The organism is Pseudarthrobacter oxydans, from assembly GCF_013314975.1.
GTDB lineage: Bacteria > Actinomycetota > Actinomycetes > Actinomycetales > Micrococcaceae > Arthrobacter > Arthrobacter oxydans.
Genome location: NZ_JABTYH010000005.1, coordinates 16662 through 34606, shown reverse-complemented (window position 1 = coordinate 34606; position 17945 = coordinate 16662). Strand labels below are relative to the sequence as shown.

Annotated in this window: 12 protein-coding genes; 7 read left to right on the top strand and 5 right to left on the bottom strand. The window is 67.2% G+C overall.

Annotation, left to right across the window (positions count from 1 at the left end; all coding sequences use genetic code 11):
* Window positions 1-39 precede the first annotated feature (39 nt).
* Window positions 40-2670: a trehalase-like domain-containing protein gene (locus tag HTS88_RS04980; RefSeq protein ID WP_174176103.1), complete on the bottom strand. Its 2631-nt coding sequence runs from the start codon at window positions 2668-2670 to the stop codon at window positions 40-42.
* 215 nt (window positions 2671-2885) lie between these two features.
* Window positions 2886-3875, bottom strand: a complete 990-nt coding sequence (locus tag HTS88_RS04975; RefSeq protein ID WP_174176101.1) for an LLM class flavin-dependent oxidoreductase — start codon at window positions 3873-3875, stop codon at window positions 2886-2888.
* 142 nt (window positions 3876-4017) lie between these two features.
* On the opposite strand from HTS88_RS04975, the gene HTS88_RS04970 reads away from it, so the two are divergent.
* Together HTS88_RS04970 and HTS88_RS04965 are read left to right on the top strand one after the other, a co-directional pair.
* The gene (locus tag HTS88_RS04970; RefSeq protein ID WP_174176099.1) at window positions 4018-4890 is read left to right on the top strand and encodes an aldo/keto reductase; all 873 of its coding nucleotides are present in this window, start codon (window positions 4018-4020) and stop codon (window positions 4888-4890) included.
* Between the two features lie 58 nt (window positions 4891-4948).
* On the top strand, window positions 4949-5647 hold the full coding sequence (locus HTS88_RS04965; RefSeq protein WP_174176097.1) for a type 1 glutamine amidotransferase domain-containing protein: 699 nt from the start codon (window positions 4949-4951) through the stop codon (window positions 5645-5647).
* Between the two features lie 68 nt (window positions 5648-5715).
* Here the strand turns inward: HTS88_RS04965 and HTS88_RS04960 are convergent, their stop codons facing one another.
* Window positions 5716-8040: a coiled-coil domain-containing protein gene (locus HTS88_RS04960; protein ID WP_174176095.1), complete on the bottom strand. Its 2325-nt coding sequence runs from the start codon at window positions 8038-8040 to the stop codon at window positions 5716-5718.
* 357 nt (window positions 8041-8397) lie between these two features.
* On the opposite strand from HTS88_RS04960, the gene HTS88_RS04955 reads away from it, so the two are divergent.
* From HTS88_RS04955 to HTS88_RS04935, 5 genes are all read left to right on the top strand, one after another.
* Entirely contained in the window at window positions 8398-9348 is a 951-nt protein-coding gene (locus HTS88_RS04955; protein WP_174176343.1) for an ABC transporter substrate-binding protein, read from the top strand.
* 98 nt (window positions 9349-9446) lie between these two features.
* The gene (locus tag HTS88_RS04950) at window positions 9447-10043 is read left to right on the top strand and encodes a TetR/AcrR family transcriptional regulator (protein ID WP_174176093.1); all 597 of its coding nucleotides are present in this window, start codon (window positions 9447-9449) and stop codon (window positions 10041-10043) included.
* Window positions 10044-10406: 363 nt separating this feature from the next.
* Complete coding sequence (locus tag HTS88_RS04945) at window positions 10407-11903, top strand: aldehyde dehydrogenase family protein (protein ID WP_174176090.1); 1497 nt, start codon at window positions 10407-10409, stop codon at window positions 11901-11903.
* On the top strand, window positions 11904-13559 hold the full coding sequence (locus tag HTS88_RS04940; protein ID WP_174176088.1) for a GMC family oxidoreductase: 1656 nt from the start codon (window positions 11904-11906) through the stop codon (window positions 13557-13559).
* Between the two features lie 77 nt (window positions 13560-13636).
* Window positions 13637-15238, top strand: coding sequence for an APC family permease (locus tag HTS88_RS04935; protein ID WP_174176086.1), 1602 nt, complete (start codon window positions 13637-13639; stop codon window positions 15236-15238).
* Between the two features lie 81 nt (window positions 15239-15319).
* On the opposite strand, the gene HTS88_RS04930 is transcribed toward HTS88_RS04935, so the two are convergent.
* Window positions 15320-16372: an LLM class flavin-dependent oxidoreductase gene (locus HTS88_RS04930; RefSeq protein ID WP_174176084.1), complete on the bottom strand. Its 1053-nt coding sequence runs from the start codon at window positions 16370-16372 to the stop codon at window positions 15320-15322.
* Window positions 16373-16567: 195 nt separating this feature from the next.
* Window positions 16568-17941 (bottom strand): NtaA/DmoA family FMN-dependent monooxygenase, encoded by a 1374-nt coding sequence (locus tag HTS88_RS04925; protein ID WP_174176082.1) that lies wholly within the window; start codon window positions 17939-17941, stop codon window positions 16568-16570.
* Window positions 17942-17945 lie beyond the last annotated feature (4 nt).

Genomic DNA, 17945 nt, shown 5'->3' with positions numbered 1-17945 from the left:
GGTGTCACCTCCACTCTAGGTACCCAGGAAGAGAGCCGGCTACCGTTTGTCCTGGTGTTCGTCCAGGATCCGGGCGCAGCGGATGAAGCCGAGGTGGGAGTAGGCCTGGGGGTGGTTCCCCAGGTGGGTTTCGGTGCCGGGATCGTACTCCTCCGGCAGCAGCCCGGTGGGCCCGAAAAGGTTCACCAGCTGGTCGAAGAGGTCCCAGGCTTCCTCGATCCGGCCCGTGGCAACGTACGCCTCGATCAGCCAGGTGGTGCAGATGTGGAAGCCGCCCTCCAGCCCCGGCAGGCCGTCGTCGTACCTGTACCTGAACACGGTGGGCCCCACCCGGAGTTCCCGCTCCACGGCGGTGACGGTATCCAGGAACCGTTGGTCCGTGACGTCCAGCAGGCCGGAGAGCCCGATGTGCAGGACGGCGGCATCCAGGTCCGGGCTGTCATAGGCCACCGTGTAGGACTTCGCGGACTCGTCCCAGCCCTCCCGCAGGACTTCGTCCCTGATGGTGGCGGCCACCGGCGCCCAGGATGGCTCGGGAACGCGGCCGTGGCGGGACGCCGTGCGGAGCGCGCGGTCAAGGGTCACCCAGCACATCACCTTCGTGTAGATGTGGTGGCGCGGTGCCCGGCGGGCCTCCCAGATTCCATGGTCGGGTTCGTGCCAGCGGGCCAGGACGGCTGACGCCATCTGGACCATCAGCTCCCAGTGTTCGTCGGCGAGCGTCCCCTCCCGTTCACTCAGGGCAAGGATCAGCTCGGCGATGGGGCCAAAGACATCCAGCTGGACCTGGTGGTCAGCGGCGTTGCCGATCCTCACGGGACGGGACCCGGCGTAACCGGGCAGGCTGTCGATGACGGCTTCCGTGGACAGGGGTGCGCCCGTCACGGAATACAGGGGGTGCAGCCACTCGGGCCCGGGGGCGTGCTCCAGGATCCGTCCCAGCCAGGACAGGAAGCCCGTGGCCTCCCGGGTGGAGCCCAGGTCCACCAGCGCGTTGACGGTCATGGAACCGTCCCGCAGCCAGCAGTACCGGTAATCCCAGTTCCTCGTCCCGCCGATCCCTTCGGGCAGGGAGGTTGTGGGTGCCGCCAGGACCGCGCCCGTGGGTTCATGCACCAGGGCACGCAGGACCAGGGCCGACCGCCGGACCAGGGATGGTTTGACGCCCGGCAGGACGAGCCCCTGCACCCACTGCCGGGCATGCAGCGCCACCGCGGAGCGCCGGTCCGCCTCACTTTCGGGTACCGCGGGCTGGTGCTCCGTGTCTCCGCAGCGCAGGTTCAGCACCACCGGGCCGTCCTGCAGGTTGACGGCGGCGGTGGCCGTGGCGTGGCGCCCGTCCGAGGTGATGCTGAAGGTCACGCCGGGCGCCAGCAGGATGAACGGCTCCGACGTCCCCACCACGTGCAGTTCCTCGCCGCGGGCCTCCATGCTGAACGGGGCGTTGGCGTAGTCCGGCCGGGGGGCGAAGGTGATCCTGGCGGCGCCATTGCCGGAGAGCACCCGCACCAGGCTGGTGATCCCCTCGGGGGCCGGCTCAAGGTAGTCCGTTACCGTAACGTCCGCCCAGCGGGTTTCAACGATCATGGTGCTGTCCACGTAGCGCTGCCCGAGCACCTGGGAGGCCTTGACCGGTTCCACCGAAAAATGGCCTGCGGCGTCTCCGCCCAGGATGTGCGCGAACAGCGATCCGGAGTCAGGCAGGGGGTGGCTCATCCAGCAGATTTTCGCGTCCGGTGTCACCAGGGCCGTTGAGGATCCGTTGCCGATCAGGCTGTGCCGTTCCAGGCCTACGGCATCCTCGCCGAACAGCCAGGCACGCCGCAGTTCGAACAGGATCGCCAGCACCCGGGCGAAGGATTCCGGGTCGCGGAGCCGGTAGGAGGCGGAGGTCTCCCCCGGTCCCACCCGCAATCCCATGTCCGGCCCGCGCAGGGTTGCCATGGCCAGTTCATCGCTCTCAGCGTCGCCCGCATACATGGCCGCGCTGGCTCCCAGCCGGGACCGCAGGCTCTCCAGGGCCTCCGCCTTGGACGGCTCCACCACGGACAGGTCCAGCACGGAGCCGTCCACAATAAAGTGCAGTCCGTGGGCGCGGGCCACCTCCCGCGCGGTGTCAGTTACCGCCGCCACGACGTCCGGAGCTGCCGGCCGGGTGTGCACCGAAACGGCCACGGGTTTGCGCTCTAGCCAGATGCCCTTCTGGAACCCCACGGCCTCGTTGAGGGCGGCGTGGACTTTCTGCAGGACGGACTCGGTGGCGAGGGTCTGCTGGTGCGCGAACCCCATGTCGAACTCGGCGCCGTGCGAGCCCACCAGGTGCACCTCCGCCGGCAGGCGCGATACTGCGGCGAGGTCACGCAGCGACCGCCCGGAAATGACGGCGGCGTGGGTGTTGGGGAGTGCTGCCAGGGCACGCAGCGCGATGGCGGCACTCCCCAACGGGAGCGTCTCGGTGGAGATGCCTTCGGCGTCGCACAGGGTTCCGCCGTAATTGCAGGCCACAATGAGCCCGGGCACCCGGGCCAGGACCTTCAGTTCCGCCAGCAGCGCAGGCGTGAGCCCTTCGTCGGCGGCGTCGGACTGGACGAACGTCCGGAGCATGCCCAGCGGCAGGGACCTGGTGAGCAGTGCGGAATCCGCGACGCTTTGGTTCAACGGCGTTGGCATCCATGTACCCCTTTGAGGCAGGACCGGGCCGGGACTACAGCCGCTGGATCTCCTGCGGGCTACCGGTTGGTGCCCCTCCCCAAGGTTCCCGGAACTCCGGAGGGGGCACTCCCATGGTCAGCCTCCGCCGTTACCCCCGAAAGTCCCTTGTATTGCGTATGTGTAAAAGTCTGCGGTCCCTGCGGCTGCACGCACGGCGGGCTTTAACTGCCGGCTCAGACCCGGGCCAGTCCGGCGGCTTCGGCAAGCAGCTCCACGGACCGCAGCCGGGCGTCCGTGCCGGTGCTCTGGTGCGCCACGATGAGCTCGTCGGCGTCGGCGTGCCTGCCGAAGCTGTCCAGGTAGTCCAGGACGACGTCGGGCGTCCCCACCGCGGAATACGTCATCATCTGGGAGACGTGCTGACCCTGCGGCGAATCGAGGATCATGTCCGCCTCGTCGTCCGTGAACTCGCGGCCGCCGCCGAAGAACAGCGACACCCGGGCACGCTTGGTGGCCTGCATCATGGCCTGCGCCTCGGAAGCCGAATCGGCGGCAATGACGTTCACACCGGCGATGACATGCGGGGCGTCCAGCTGCGCCGAGGGTTTGAACTCGCGGCGGTAGAGGGCCACCGCGTCCTGCAGGGCGTTCGGGGCAAAGTGCGAGGCGAACGCGTACGGCAGCCCCAGCTGGGCGGCGAGGCGCGCGCCGAACAGCGACGAGCCCAGGATGTACAGCGGCACGTTCGTGCCCTTGCCGGGAGTGGCTTCCACGCCCTGGATGCGGGTGGGGCCGGTGAGGTAGCCCTGGAGTTCCAGGACGTCCTGCGGGAAACTGTCGGCGGACATGGGATCCCGCCGCAGCGCGCGCATGGTGTTCTGGTCACTTCCCGGCGCGCGGCCCAGGCCAAGGTCGATGCGGCCCGGGTGCAGGGTCTCCAGCGTGCCGAACTGCTCGGCGATGGTCAGCGGTGAGTGGTTGGGCAGCATGACGCCGCCGGCGCCCAGGCGGATGCTTTCGGTGTGGGCGGCCACGTGGGCTATGAGGACGCTGGTGGCGGAGGAGGCGATGGAGGACATGTTGTGGTGCTCGGCGTACCAGACGCGGCGGTACCCAAGCTTTTCCGCGCTCTGTGCCATGGCCACGCTGCCCGCGAAGCTCTCCGCCGCCGTCTGGCCCTTCCCGATGGTTGCCAGGTCAAGGATGGAGAGGGGAAGAGTCACGTCGGGTGCCGGCCTTTCAAAGCTGTTCTGTGGGTTGGTACCCGCCGGATCGCGGCAGGCACTTGATGCATAACGACGGCGGGGGCCGGCTTATTTCAGCCCGCCCAGGAATACTCAGCAAACTTATGATGTTGCCGCCCCTATGAGCCTGAATACGTCGAACCAGCTGGAACTGTCCGCAACGATTGACCTGAAAGACCTGGGAACCGTGCACCGGCTTGGCTTTGGTGCCATGCGCATTGTCGGTGACGGTGTGTGGGGTGAGCCCGCCGACCGCAGCACCGCGATCCAGGTGGTGCGCCGCGCCGTCGAACTCGGGGTGGACTTCATCGACACCGCCGACTCCTACGGCCCCAACATCAGTGAGGAGATCCTGGCGGAGGCGCTGCACCCCTATAAGGACGGGCTGAAGATCGCCACGAAGGTGGGCTTTACACGCACCGGCCCCAACCAGTGGATTCCCGTAGGCCGGCCGGAGTACCTGCGCCAGCAGACGGAACTCAGCCTGCGGAAGCTCAAGGTGGACACCCTGGACCTGCTGCAGCTGCACCGGATTGACCCCAAGGTGGACGCCGAGGAGCAGTTCGGAGTGCTCCGCGAACTGCAGGACGAGGGCAAGGTCCGGGCGCTGGGCCTCTCGCAGGTCAGCGTTGCGGAACTCGAGGCCGCCGGGAAGCACTTCACCGTGTCCACGGTCCAGAACCGGTACAACCTCACGGACCGCAGCTCCGAGGATGTGCTGCGCTACTCGGAGGACAACGGCATCGGCTTCATCCCGTGGGCCCCGATCTCCGCGGGCGAGCTGGCCCAGCCGGGCGGGCCGCTGGATGAGGCCGCGAAGCGCCTTGGGGCCACCACCTCGCAGGTGGCGCTGGCGTGGCTGCTGCGCCGCGCCCCCGTGATGATGCCCATCCCTGGCACCGGGTCCGTGAAGCACCTGGAAGAAAACCTGGCCGCAGCCGGTGTCACGCTGGACGAGGACACCTACGCTGAACTTGAAGCAGCGGCCGGATAACCGCGGCGCAGTGGAGAAGCAGCACGGCAAAACAGTCCCCAACGACAGGAGCAACACCATGGCAAACATTCTGATGGTTGTATCCGCAGCCGATTCCCTCACCATGAAGGACGGCAGCGAACACCCCACCGGTTTCTGGGCCGAAGAGCTGGTGGTGGCGCACCAGACGCTGCTCGACGCCGGACACACGGTCCACATCGCCACCCCCGCCGGGGCGAAACCCACGGTGGACCAGGTCAGCCTGGCTGCGGAATCCGCAGGCGGCGAGGACCGCGCGAAAGGCTTCCGGGACTACCTGGCGTCCATCGACGGCGAGCTCTCGAACCCGCTGGTGCTTGCCGGCGTCGACCCCTCCGCCTATGACGCCATCATCATGCCTGGCGGGCACGGCCCCATGGCCGACCTGTACAAGGACGCCGACCTGGGCCGTCTGCTGGCGGCGGCGGACAAGGCCGGCAAGGTCATCGCCCCCTTCTGCCACGGTCCCGCCGGGCTGCTCAGCGCAACGGACGACGACGGCACGTTCGTTTTCGCCGGACGCCGCCTCACAGTCTTCACCAACGAGGAAGAGCTGGGCGGCGGCACGGGCGAGAACACGCCGTGGCTGGTGGAGGACGCGCTGAAGGAGAAGGGCGCGGTAATTGAGAACGGCGCTGCCTGGACCTCCAACGTGGTCCGCGACGGCAACCTCATCACCGGGCAGAACCCGCAGTCCAGCGAGGACGTCGCCAAGGAAGTCATCAAGGCACTGGGCTGATTCCGCTTCACGCTGCTGACACCCAGAAGGGCCAGGTCATGAATGACCTGGCCCTTCTGGGTGTCCCGTCAGACGGCGCAGCCTCCGAGCGCGATGGTCCCGTCGATGGCCTTTATCTGCAGCTGGACCTCGCCCAGTTTGGCTGTCAAGGCCGTGACCGTCGACTTCTGCGCAGTGATCACGTCCTTGTTCTGCTTCTTTTGGGCCTCCAGCGCCCGCAGCGTCTCCTGGGCCGCGGTCAACTTTCCGTCGAGGGCGGTCAGTTGGGACTGCAGGTCCTTGAGGGCTGCTTCGGTAGTGCTGATTTCATCATTCAGCTGGTTGAGCTGCTCCAGGAGAGGCGCCACCCTGGTCTGGAGGGAAACGATGTCAGCCTCCGTGGCCTTGATATCCGCGTTCAGCACGCCCAGCCGGGCGACGAAACCATCCATGATCAGGTGGAGGGCGACGATCTGGCTGGTCTTTCCCGCAACCGCCTCATTGGCTGCATCGACGTTGGCCTGCAGGGCGGGAAGCTGGCCCTGCAGGGTGGAAAGTTCAGCTTTCTTGTCCTCCACCGCGGCGGCGGCCAACACCTCCGCCGCCTGGGCGCTCTCCAGGGTCGACCTCTTCCGCTCCAGGTCGGCCCGCTGCTCTGTAACAGCCTGCTGCGCATCTTCGACACCCTGTGTAAGCCCGGGCAACTCCGCCTCAAGGCCGGCTACAAATGTCACCTGGGCAGCGACGTCGGCCGCAGCCCCGGCAGCTGCCTCCCGGGCTGCCGTCAGTTCCTGCTGCAGCCCATCCAGGACCGCCTGCTGGCCGGCCACGGCACTGTTGGCCTCGGTGAGGGCATCCCCAAGTGCCGGGAGTTCGGCCTTCAGGGCTGCAATCTCGGCCTCCTTCAAGGCAACCGCTGTATTCGCCGCGGTGAGTGTCGCCTGCAGGGGTGCCGCCTGCTGCTGCAGCGAGCTGCTTTCCTGTTGCTTCGCCAGCAGCTGGGTGTTCAAAGCCGAGACCTGGTTGTTCAGGGCCGCCAGGTCACCCTGGAGCGCCGAGATCACCACATTTTGGTCGGTAATCTGCGTATCGACGGCAGCGAGCAGTGCTTGCTTCTCATTCCGCTGGGTAATGAGGCCGTTGGCAGCGCCATTGTTCTTCTCAATCTTCGCTGTCAGCACCGCGATCTCCCCTTCGAGGGCCGTTTTGTTGGCTTGAAGAGTAGTCAGTTGGTTCCGTGCCGTGGTCAGCTCGCCCTGCTTGGCAGCGATGGCAGCGTTGGCGGCAGTGATCTGCCCTGTGATCGTCGTGATCTGCCCGGCGACAACGGCGGCGGCGTCGATGTTGGCCGTCACGGCCCCAGCTGCCATCAGCGCGTCGGCCCGGAGGCCTTCGAGGCTCTCCTCCGCAGATGCAATTTCAGCGTTCTTGGCGGAAAGTGCCGTGGCCGCTGTGCCGGCCGCCGTCTGGAGCACCTCCAGCTGGTCCTGGGCCGCGGCCACCTCAGTTGCCTTTGCCGTGGCAGCCTCTGCTGCCCCCGCGGAGATGTCTTGGAGCCCATCAAGGATAAGATTTTCAGCATCCACGAGGTCCTGCTGCTTCTGCAGGGCGTCCCCGGCTGTCACACCCGCCGCTTCGAGGCGGTCGAGCTCCACCTCCGCTGCTTCGACGGCTTCCCGGGCGGCATCCACGTCGTCTGCAGCTTCTGCGGCCGCCGTTTCGAGGGCGGTGAGCTGGTCTTGGGCAACTGCAATCCCGGCCTCTTTGTCCGCGAGCGCGGCGGCGGCCCCGGCTGCCGCCTGCTCCAGCGCAATGAGCTCGGTCTTCGCTGCGTCAATGCTGTCCTGGGTGGCAGCGATGTCTTGTGCAACGGCGGCGGCCTCGACCCTGAGGTCCTCGGCTGCCGCCTCTGCGGCAGCTTTTTCCTCCTGCAGCGGCGTGAGTTTGGCGACGAGGTTCGCCTTGTCTTCCTGCAGCTTGGCGAGGGTTGCTTCAGTCGCGGTTTCTGCCGCTGACGTGGCCTCATATGCGGCAGTGAGCCTTGTGATGTCCGACTCGGCCACCTTCACGGCCCCCTCGAGCGTAACTACCTCCGCCGCCAGCCTGGCAGACTCCCCCTCCAGGGCGGCGATCTCAGCGCTCAGCCTGTCCTTCTCCTCCTGGAGCGGTGCCCGCTCTGCCAGGAGCCTGGCGATGACGTCAGCATTCTTCTTCGCGGCTGCCTTCAGGAGGTTCTCCTGGACGGTGCCGCGGTGCGCCAACTGGTTTACCACCCCGTTGCAGATCCCGGCGTTGGCTCCGGTACCTGCGGCAGCCGGCGGGATGAGCACAAGGCTGCTGGTGAGCAGACCCGGCAGGACTACGGCCGCCGCGAGCCGGCGTGAGAGGACAGACGTGGACGGGGAAGTGCGCATGCGAGCTCCTGTTGAGACCTTCGGGCGGCCCACTCTGGCCGCTGCCTGGACTAACCGTAGGTGGAGGCAGGGGCGGAGCACACGCGTAGTCCCCCACCCGTCTTTCCGCTTAAGTACTCGTTTTCCCAAGCCGGCCAAAACCGCCACTACTTGGTGTACCTGGCCGGCCGGACTCCGGAATGTGACCGCTCCGGTCGCCCGGTTAACCGCCATTACTCCCTGTATCTCCCGGTGTCGCGGCCTTTGATTCCCTCGCCGCGGCTGCCGGATAGTGGCTGCAACGAGACTCTCCGTTGCATCCGCTACCAACTTCCAGGAGGAAAATTGGCCCCCACCAAGGCAACTGCGGCAGCCGCCATGGCCTTCACCATCACGGCACTCATGGGACTTTCTGCGTGCGCGGATCCCGGCGCGACGGCGGCGGCAGCACCGTCGTCGGAATCTTCCACAACGGCGGCCGGCAAGTCCTTCAACCTGTCCCCCGGGCAGGACCGGTTCAAGGTCTCCGAGGACCCGGCCGCGGCGGCGCTGGTCCCCGAATCCGTCAAGGCGGACGGCAAACTGACGGTGGTGACCACTGGCGGCACCGCCCCGCTCAGCCTTTTCGCCACCGACAACAAGACCCTGATCGGCAGCGAAGTGGACATCGCCTACGCTGTGGGCGGGACCCTGGGGCTGGAGGTGGAAGTCCTTCCGGTCGCGTTGGCCGACTGGCCGCTGGGCATCGAATCCGCAAAGTACGAGGCCGTCCTCTCCAACGTGACCGTCACCGAGGCACGGAAGGAAAAGTTCGACTTCGCCACCTACCGCAACGACCTGTTGGGCTTCTATGCCAAGAGCGATTCGGAGATCGGAGAGATCAAGGAGGCCAGGGACGTCGCAGGAAAGCGGATCATCGTGGGCTCCGGCACCAACCAGGAGGCCATCCTGGTGCGTTGGGACGAGGAGAACAGGAAGAACGGCCTGCAGCCGGTCGAGTTCCAGTATTACGACGACGATTCCGCCTCCACGCTGGCCCTGCAGTCCGGACGTGCGGACCTGACGTTCGGGCCCAACGCCGCCGCTGCCTACAAGGCCGCGAAAGACGGAAAGACCAAGGAGGTGGGCACCCTCAACGGCGGCTGGCCGCTGACCGCCGAAATCGCGTTCACCACCAAGAAGGGCAACGGCCTGGCCGTCGCCGCACAGGCCGCCCTGAACGGGCTGATCGAAGACGGCACGTACGCCAGGATCCTGGACCGCTGGGGGCTGTCATCCGAAGCCATCCCGAAGTCCGAACTGAACCCGGCGGGGCTGCCCAGCAAGTAGCTGCTCCTGCCGACGAAGGAATCCCCGCCCCGCTCCCGCAGGGCGGGGATTCTCCTGCGTAAAGTGCACTCCTCCGGCTTTGGCAATAGTGTGGCCGGATGGGGATAAATACCGTGAACTCCGGCGAACAGGTCGACAGGCAGTCGCGCATTCTCGAAGCGGCGCTGGACCTGCTCTCGCGCCACGGTATCTCGGGCGTCAGCATGCGGGCCGTGGCCCGTGAAGCCGGCGTCGCTCTGGGCCTCGTCAATTACTATTTCGACGACAAGATGAGCCTGATCCGGGCGGCACTGCACAGCGTGGACGAGCACGACCTGGGGCTGGTGGCACCGGACCCGTCGCTGACCCCGGAGGAGCAGCTCCGCAAAGCACTGCACCGGGTGGCCGGCGCGGATCTGCTGACCACCCGGTACCTGTCCCTCCGCCTGCACCTCTGGGCCCTCGCACAGGCCCACGAGGACTTTGCCCGGATCAACGCCGCAGCCTTCGACCGGTACCTCGACGGGCTGGCGGCGCTGGTGTCCACTGCCCACCCCGCGCTGCCCCTGAAGGAATGCAGGGACCGTGCGGCGGACATCGTCGTGGTCCAAAACGGCATGTGGCTGACAGCCCTTCTTGGGATAGACAAGGCCGCCATCCAACGGAGCATCGCCCGCACCGAGCAGATAGCCTTCGCCCCGCCGCGGGACAACTGACTTCAGGCCGGACCCCCAGCGCCAGGCACCACACGTCAGGGCCAGCCGGGCGCATCCGGCGCTTCACATTGAACACTTGTTCAAGAAATGTGTTGAACGTCCGTTCAACCTCGGTTACTCTCCTTCGTATGACATACGCCACACCACGCCACGGCGTCGCTCGCAGCCCTTGGGCTCCCGCTCCCCTCACCGGTCCCCGATAAAGCGTCCGGACAGTACGGCGGCCCCCCCGTGCCGCCTCTTCCTGCCCACACCAAGCGCTTTCCCCCGCGCCGCTGTGCGGCAGCACAACCTGCAGCACAGCGGCCGCAGCGGTCCCGGCCCTGCCCGAAGCCGCCACAGTCCTACACCCCAGGAGACAGCATGACCGAAACAGCCTCCACCCTTTTCATCAACGGCGCATGGGAGCCGGCGGCATCCGGCGCCGTACGCCACATCCGCAACCCGGCCGACGGCGAGCTGGCGGCCACAGTGTCCGAGGCCGGCCGTGAAGATGCCGGGCGGGCCATCGCCGCAGCCCGCGCGGCCTTCGACTCCGGCACCTGGTCCTCGGTCCCGGCGCCCGAACGGGGAACCTTCCTGCTCAAGGTCGCAGCGGAACTGCGCGAACGCCGCGAAAAGTTTGCCCGCGCCGAGTCGCTGGACACCGGAAAGCGCATGGTGGAAAGCCGCATCGACATGGACGACGTCGCCGCCTGCTTTGAATATTTCGGCAGGCTCGCCGGGCAGCAGTCCGGCCGCGTGGTGGACGCCGGGGACCCCGCCGTCGTGAGCAAAATCGTCTACGAGCCCGTGGGGGTCTGCGGCCTGATCACACCCTGGAACTATCCCCTGCTCCAGGCCGCGTGGAAGATCGCCCCGGCGCTGGCCGCCGGCTGCACCTTCGTCCTCAAGCCGTCCGAGCTGACGCCGTCCACCGCCATCCTGGCCATGCAGCTGCTCCAGGATCTCGGCCTGCCGGCGGGCGTGGCCAACCTGGTGACCGGACCGGGATCGGAGGCGGGTGCACCGCTCTCGGAACACCCCGCCGTCGACCTCGTCTCCTTCACCGGCGGGCTCGAAACCGGCAAGCGCATTGCCGCGGCCGCCGCAGGCACCGTCAAGAAGGTGGCGCTGGAACTGGGCGGCAAGAACCCCAACGTGGTGTTCGCCGACGCCGACTTCGATGCCGCGGTGGACAACGCCCTGAACGGCGCGTTCGTGCACTCCGGGCAGGTCTGCTCCGCCGGGGCGCGGCTGGTGGTGGAGGAATCGATCGCCGAACGATTCGTGGACGAGCTGGTCCGCCGTGCACAGGACATCCGCCTCGGCGGCCCCTTCGATGACGACGCCGAAACCGGGCCACTGATTTCAGCGGCCCACCGCGACAAGGTCCACGCCTACGTCCAGCGCGGCATCCAGGAGGGTGCCCGGCTGCGGACCGGCGGTGCGGCACCTTCCGGGGAGAAGTACGACGGCGGGTTCTACTACCAGCCCACCATCCTGGACCACGTCCAGCGGGGCATGTCCGTGGTGGTGGACGAAGCCTTCGGCCCGGTGGTCACCGTGGAAACCTTCACCACCGAAGACGAGGCCGTGGCCACGGCCAACGACACCGTCTACGGCCTGGCCGGCGCGGTCTGGACCCAGGACGCCGGCAAGGCGCAGCGTGTGGCCGGCCGGCTGCGGCACGGCACCATCTGGATCAACGACTACCACCCCTACCTCCCCCAGGCTGAATGGGGCGGCTTCGGCCAGTCCGGCGTGGGCCGTGAACTCGGCACCACCGGCCTGGCGGAGTACCAGGAAGCCAAGCACATCTACCAGAACACCAGCCCGCAGGTAACCGGCTGGTTCGCTGACCACAGCAAGGAGAACTAGATGCACGTCGACAACATCGAGGACCTCACCGGGCACGCATTCGACTACATCGTGATCGGCGGCGGATCCGCCGGCGCCGCGGTGGCCGCCCGCCTGAGCGAGGACCCGGACGTGACCGTGGCCCTGGTTGAAGCCGGCCCGGATGACCGGAACCTTCCCGAGATCCTGCAGCTGGACCGCTGGATGGAGCTGCTCGAATCCGGCTACGACTGGGACTACCCGGTGGAACCGCAGGAAAACGGCAACTCCTTCATGCGCCACGCCCGGGCCAGGGTCATGGGCGGCTGCTCCAGCCACAACTCCTGCATCGCCTTTTGGGCGCCGCGCGAGGACCTGGACGAGTGGGAATCCAAGTACGGCGCCACCGGCTGGAATGCCGATGCCGCCTGGCCGCTCTACCAGCGGCTGGAGACCAACGAGGACGCCGGTCCGGACGCGCCGCACCACGGGGACTCAGGCCCCGTGCACCTGATGAACGTTCCCCCGGCGGATCCTGCCGGCGTCGCACTCCTGGACGCCTGCGAACAGGCCGGCATCCCCCGTGCCAAGTTCAACAGCGGAACCACCGTGGTCAACGGTGCCAACTTCTTCCAGATCAACCGCCGCGCGGACGGCACCCGGTCCTCCAGCTCGGTCTCCTACATCCACCCGATCATCGACCGCCCCAACTTCACCCTGCTGACCGGGCTGCGCGCCCGCCAGCTGGTGTTCGACGCGGACAAGCGCTGCACCGGCGTGGACGTGGTGGACGGCGCGTTCGGCCGGACCCACCGGCTTTCCGCGCACCGCGAGGTGATCCTGTCCACCGGCGCCATCGACTCGCCCAAGCTGCTGATGCTCTCCGGCATCGGCCCGGCGGCGCACCTCGCCGCGCACGGCATCGAGGTGCTGGTGGACTCCCCCGGCGTGGGCGAGAACCTGCAGGACCACCCGGAAGGAGTGGTCCAGTTCGAGGCCAAACAGCCCATGGTGCAAACGTCCACCCAGTGGTGGGAAATCGGCATTTTCACCCCCACCGAGGACGGCCTGGACCGCCCTGACCTGATGATGCACTACGGCTCCGTCCCGTTCGACATGAACACCCTGCGGCACGGGTACCCCACCACGGAGAACGGCTTCAGCCTCACCCCGAACGTCACGCACGCACGCTCCCGCGGCACCGTCCGGCTGCGCAGCCGCGACTTCCGCGACAAGCCCATGGTGGACCCGCGCTACTTCACTGATCCTGAAGGCCACGACATGCGCGTTATGGTGGCCGGCATCCGCAAGGTCCGGGAAATCGCGGCCCAGCCGGCCCTGGCCGAATGGACCGGCCGCGAGCTATCACCCGGCGTCGAGGCGCAGACGGACGAGGAACTGCGGGAGTACATCCGCAAGACCCACAACACCGTGTACCACCCGGTGGGCACCGTCCGGATGGGGCCGGCCGACGACGTCATGTCGCCGCTGGATCCCCAGCTGCGGGTCAAGGGCGTCACCGGCCTGCGCGTCGCGGATGCGTCCGTGATGCCGGAACACGTCACCGTCAACCCCAACATCACCGTGATGATGATCGGCGAGCGCTGTGCTGATTTGGTCCGGGCGGACCTCATCCGCGCCGGCGGAAACAGCGAAACCCTGGCGGCGGACCTGGAGCTCAGCGCCTCCCTTGCCTGACTTTCAGGCAACCGACCTTCCGTGCGCCGCAGTGCGGACGGTCATCACTTTCGTGCTTTTTTGATTGAGGAGTCCACATGGCGGAACCCAGCAAGAGTATTGATTCAAGCGGCATGGACGAGTTTGGCTACGCGCAGACCCTGGACCGGAGCATCGGCAAGTTCGCCAGCTTCGCGGCAGGTGTCAGCTACATCTCCATCCTCACCGGTGTTTTCCAACTGTTCTACTTTGGTTTTTCCATGGCCGGCCCCGCCTACGCGTGGTCCTGGCCCCTTGTCTTCGCCGGCCAGCTGATGGTGGCCCTGTGCTTTGCCGAACTGGCGGGCCGCTACCCCGTGGCGGGATCGGTGTACAACTGGGCCAAACGGCTCGCGTCGGGCACCTCGGCCTGGCTGGCCGGATGGCTGCTGATGCTCTCCTCCATCGTGGCACTGGGCTCCGTGGCACTGGCCCTGCAGCTCACCCTGCCCCAGCTCTGGTCCGGCTTCCAGTTCGTCGGTGACGGCACCGGCCCCTACGATTTCGCCATGAACGGCGTGGTGCTGGCCAGCATCATGATCACCATCTCCACACTCATTAATGCGTTCGGCGTGAAGCTCATGACCCGGATCAACAGCATCGGCGTTTTCGTGGAGCTGAGCGCAGCCGTGCTCCTCATCCTCGCGCTGGGCTGGCACGTGGTGCGCGGGCCCGAGGTCCTCTTTGATACCGCCGGTTTCGGCGAAGGCCATGACCTCGGCTTCTTCGGCGTTTTCCTTATCGGCGCCATGGCATCGGGCTACGTCATGTACGGCTTTGACACCGCCAGCTCGCTCGGGGAGGAAACGAAAGACCCCAAGCGCACGGCACCCAAGGCCATCCTGCGGGCCATCACGGCTTCGTTCGTGCTGGGTGGGCTGATCCTGCTGTTCGGCATCCTGGCCGCACCGGACCTGGCGGACCCCAAGGTGGGATCGGCCGACGGCGGGCTGCAGTACATCGTGCTGTCCGTCCTGGGCGGACCGTTCGGCAAGGCCTTCCTTGCGTGCATCGTTGTGGCCGTGGTGGTCTGCACCCTGGCCGTCCATGCCGCCGCCATCCGCATGATGTTCGCCATGGCCCGGGACAACAACCTGCCGTTCAGCCGGCAGCTCAGCAAAGTGGACCCGGTCCGCAGGACCCCGACTGTTGCGGCGATCGTGATCGGCATCCTGGCCGTGATGCCACTGCTCATCAACGTTACGCAGCCCGCAATTTTCACGATCATGTCCAGCATCAGCATCGTCCTGATCTACCTCTCCTACCTCCTGGTCACCGTGCCCATGCTGCGCAACCGCCTCCTGAAGAAGTGGCCGCTAGCCGCAGACGGCTCCGAGCCCGGCTTTTCCCTGGGCAGGTGGGGGCTGCCGGTGAACATCCTGGCAGTCCTGTGGGGCGGTGCCATGACGCTGAACCTGGTGTGGCCGCGCCAGGAGATCTACAACTCGGTGCCGCCATTCGAGTGGTACCTGCAATGGGGCGGCGTGATCTTCGTTGCCGCCGTCACCGTTGGCGGGGCCCTGCTCTACCGGCTGAAGATCCGCCACCAGACGGGCGTGCTCGCCGAACATGCCGCGGCCGTCGCGGCCCATCCGTCCTCGGGCGGCGCCCCGCAGGCCGCCCCCGCTGAGCAGGACGTGGTGGACGCCAAGGTGTCCTAGGAACGCCCGCAAGAAGGGCCGACGACGGAAGTTTCCACGCCGTCGTCGGCCCTTCTGCGTTAACCGGCAGGTCCCTTGCGACTACGATGCCGGCTTGCCGGCTTCCGCCGGAGTCCAGCCCAGGGCGGGGCCAAGTTTGCCTGCGATGTCCGTAAGGATCTGGACGTAGTCCTCGTGGTCGAAGCTGAAGGGCAGTGCGAACGCCACCTCGTCCACCTCCTGGAACCCTGCGTGTGCGTACAGCTGCCCAGCGATCTGCTCGCTGCTGCCGATCAGGTCCCGGGCGAACATCATGCCCCTCGGCCCCTGCGGCGCCGTGGTGCGTGGCGTGCGTTCGTCGACGTACCGCTGGTATTTCTCCCGCTGGGCCGGCGTCGCCGAATCGGTGGGGATCACCACCAGGCCCTGCGAAACCCGCGCCCGGGAGTGTCCTGACGCTGCTGCCGCTTCGCGGAAGGCCCGGATCTGCGACTGCTGGACGAGGGCAAAATCCGGGTCCTGGTCCTCGCCAGGGAAGACCACGCTGCTGGAGAGCAGGTTGAACCCGTTGGCCCCCGCCCAGACAGCTGACGCCGTGCTGCCGGCCCCGTACCAAAGGCGCCCGCGCAACCCGGGAGAGTGCGGCTCGACGCGGTTGGAGAACTCCTCCACCACCCCTTGCCTGCCGGAAAATTCGCGCACCGGCTCCCCTGCAACCAAGTGCGCAAACCGCTCCACCCGGCCGTAGCTGAAGTCCTCCTGCTCCCCGGAATCCGGGTACAGCTCATGCTTCACAGTGTCGTAGTGCATCGGCTCGCCCACACTGACGCCGGGATTGATGCGTCCTCCGGCAAGCAGGTCCACGGTGGCCAGGTCCTCTGCCAGGCGCAGCGGGTTCTCCCAACCCAGCGGCGTCACGGCCGTCCCAAGCTCAATGCGCGAGGTGCGCTGGCTCGCGGCGGCCAGCACCGCCACCGGGGAAGAGATGCCGAACTGCAGATGCCGGTGGCGCAGCCAGGCGCTGTCGAATCCCAGCCGTTCGCCCAGTTCGATAATCCGCAAGGTGGATTCGTGTCCCGCGGCAGGATCCGCAGGATCAAACAGCCCAATGGTGAGGAATCCAAGTTTCCGCAGGGGACGGGTGGGGTGGGGCATCGGCTTCCTTAGATCGGGATGCGGTTACGTCCTACGAGTATGCGCCGGGGAGATGACGGTTCTCCTACAGCCACTGCTCCCACACCGTCAGTTGCAGCGTGACGGTCCCCAGCGAAGCAGCCCCGCCGGAATGGTCGACGACGGCACCCACCCCGCCGCCGTCGTCGGCCTTTCCAGCCATCTCAGCCGGGTGCATCAGGCCCGTACCGCCTGGGCGGCGTCATCCGCGGTCCGTACCGGCGTTGCCAGCCCAAGGTTCCCGCGGAGCGTGCTGCCGCGGTATCCGGTGGGGTACACCCCGCGTTCCTGGAGCTCCGGAACCAGGTGGTTCACAATGTCGTCCAGGCCGGTGGGAACCAGCCACGGCGAGATGTTGAACCCGTCCACGGCGCCCACCCGCGCATACTCAGCCAGCCGGTCCGCCACATCGGCGTACGAGCCGGTAAAGGTGGCGTCCACGCGTGCGGTGCGGGACGTGACGAACTGCCGGATGGACAGGCCCTTGTCCTTGGCCTCGGCCCGCCACTGGTCCGCCAACTGCCGGGCCTTCGCTCCGTGGAAGCCGCTGCCGCGGGTCTCCGAGGTCTCGTCCACGACCGGGTCGATTCCAGGCAGCGGCCCGTCAGGATCGTAAGCGGACAGCTCGCGGCCCCAGAACTGCTCCAGGTAGGCGATGGCCTGCTGCGGGCCGATCTGCAGGCTGCGCACCCACTCCTTCTTTTCAGCTGCTTCCGCGGCGGTGGGCGCAAGGATGAATTCGCTGGCCGGCATGATCTGCACCGCGTTCGCACCGCGGCCGGCGGCCACGGACCGCGCCACGAGGTCCTTGCGGAACTCCACGGCGGCATCGAACTTCGGGTGGGCGGAGAAGATTATGTCCGCCTGGCGGGCGGCAAAGTTGCGGCCCTCCGGGGAGTCGCCGGCCTGGAAGAGCACGGGCCGGTATTGGGCGCTGCGCGGCAGCCGCGGCGTGACATCCACCGTGTAGTGCTGGCCCTCGTGGAGCACCCGGCGTGCCGGCCCCTCAGGCGTTTCCCACGAATCCCAGATCCGCTTGGCCGTCTCCACGAACGCTTCCGCGTGCTTGTAGCGGTCCGCGTGGTCCAGGTAGCCGCCGCGCCGGAAATTCGCCCCGGTCCAGGCGTTGTCCGTGGTCACGATGTTCCACGCGGCCCGCCCGCCGGAGACCAGGTCCAGGGACGCGAGCCGGTGCGCCAGGTCCGCAGGATCGTTGTAGGTAGTGTTCTGGGTGGCCACCAGGCCGATGTTCTTGGTCACCGACGCCAGTGCGGCCAGCATGGTCTGCGCGTCGGGGCGGCCCACCACATCCAGGGCGTGCGGGCGGCCCAGGTGCTCCCGCAGGCGGAGTCCCTCGCCCAGGAAGAAGGCCGCGAACAGTCCCCGCTCGGCGGTCTGCGCAATGCGGCGGAAGGACTCGAAGTCAGTCTGGGAGCCGGATTCGGCGGCCTTCCAGATGGTGCCGGAGTTCACGCCCTGGAAGAAGACCCCGAACTGGATCTGTCCGGTGGGAGTGAACACGTCGGATTTAGCACGCGTGTGCTGCGTCATGGTT

Bases quoted from the DNA above. Each gene is read 5' to 3' on its own strand.
- HTS88_RS04955 (WP_174176343.1), top strand. From the start codon at position 8,398: ATGGCCTTCACCATCACGGCACTCATGGGACTTTCTGCGTGCGCGGAT.
- HTS88_RS04970 (WP_174176099.1), top strand. From the start codon at position 4,018: ATGAGCCTGAATACGTCGAACCAGCTGGAACTGTCCGCAACGATTGAC.
- HTS88_RS04960 (WP_174176095.1), bottom strand. From the start codon at position 8,040: ATGCGCACTTCCCCGTCCACGTCTGTCCTCTCACGCCGGCTCGCGGCG.
- HTS88_RS04930 (WP_174176084.1), bottom strand. From the start codon at position 16,372: ATGCCCCACCCCACCCGTCCCCTGCGGAAACTTGGATTCCTCACCATT.
- HTS88_RS04945 (WP_174176090.1), top strand. From the start codon at position 10,407: ATGACCGAAACAGCCTCCACCCTTTTCATCAACGGCGCATGGGAGCCG.
- HTS88_RS04940 (WP_174176088.1), top strand. From the start codon at position 11,904: ATGCACGTCGACAACATCGAGGACCTCACCGGGCACGCATTCGACTAC.
- HTS88_RS04925 (WP_174176082.1), bottom strand. From the start codon at position 17,941: ATGACGCAGCACACGCGTGCTAAATCCGACGTGTTCACTCCCACCGGA.
- HTS88_RS04980 (WP_174176103.1), bottom strand. From the start codon at position 2,670: ATGCCAACGCCGTTGAACCAAAGCGTCGCGGATTCCGCACTGCTCACC.
- HTS88_RS04935 (WP_174176086.1), top strand. From the start codon at position 13,637: ATGGCGGAACCCAGCAAGAGTATTGATTCAAGCGGCATGGACGAGTTT.
- HTS88_RS04965 (WP_174176097.1), top strand. From the start codon at position 4,949: ATGGCAAACATTCTGATGGTTGTATCCGCAGCCGATTCCCTCACCATG.
- HTS88_RS04950 (WP_174176093.1), top strand. From the start codon at position 9,447: ATGGGGATAAATACCGTGAACTCCGGCGAACAGGTCGACAGGCAGTCG.